Raw genomic sequence first — 218 nt, forward strand, 5'->3', positions numbered from 1 at the left:
TTTAGATAAAAGAGACTAAAGCCAAAGGGGGGCGTTAAGAAAGATGGTTGTAGATTCATTGCGATTAAGATAGCAAACCACTTTAAATCAATGCCCATGATTTCAGCGATTGGGTACAACATAGGAACGACAATAAATGAAATCTCTACAAAAACGATAAAGAAACCAAGTACTAAAATAACCAACATGGTAATAATTAAACAGCCCCATTTCTCACC

At 35.3% G+C, this 218-nt stretch carries 1 protein-coding gene; it reads right to left on the minus strand.

Features of this window, described 5'->3' with window-relative positions; all coding sequences use genetic code 11:
- On the minus strand, positions 1 to 218 hold a 218-nt coding region (locus tag V6255_RS18660; RefSeq protein ID WP_341629447.1), incomplete at both ends, for a TRAP transporter large permease subunit.

This window comes from Psychromonas arctica (assembly GCF_038155225.1).
Taxonomy (GTDB): Bacteria; Pseudomonadota; Gammaproteobacteria; order Enterobacterales; family Psychromonadaceae; genus Psychromonas; species Psychromonas arctica_B.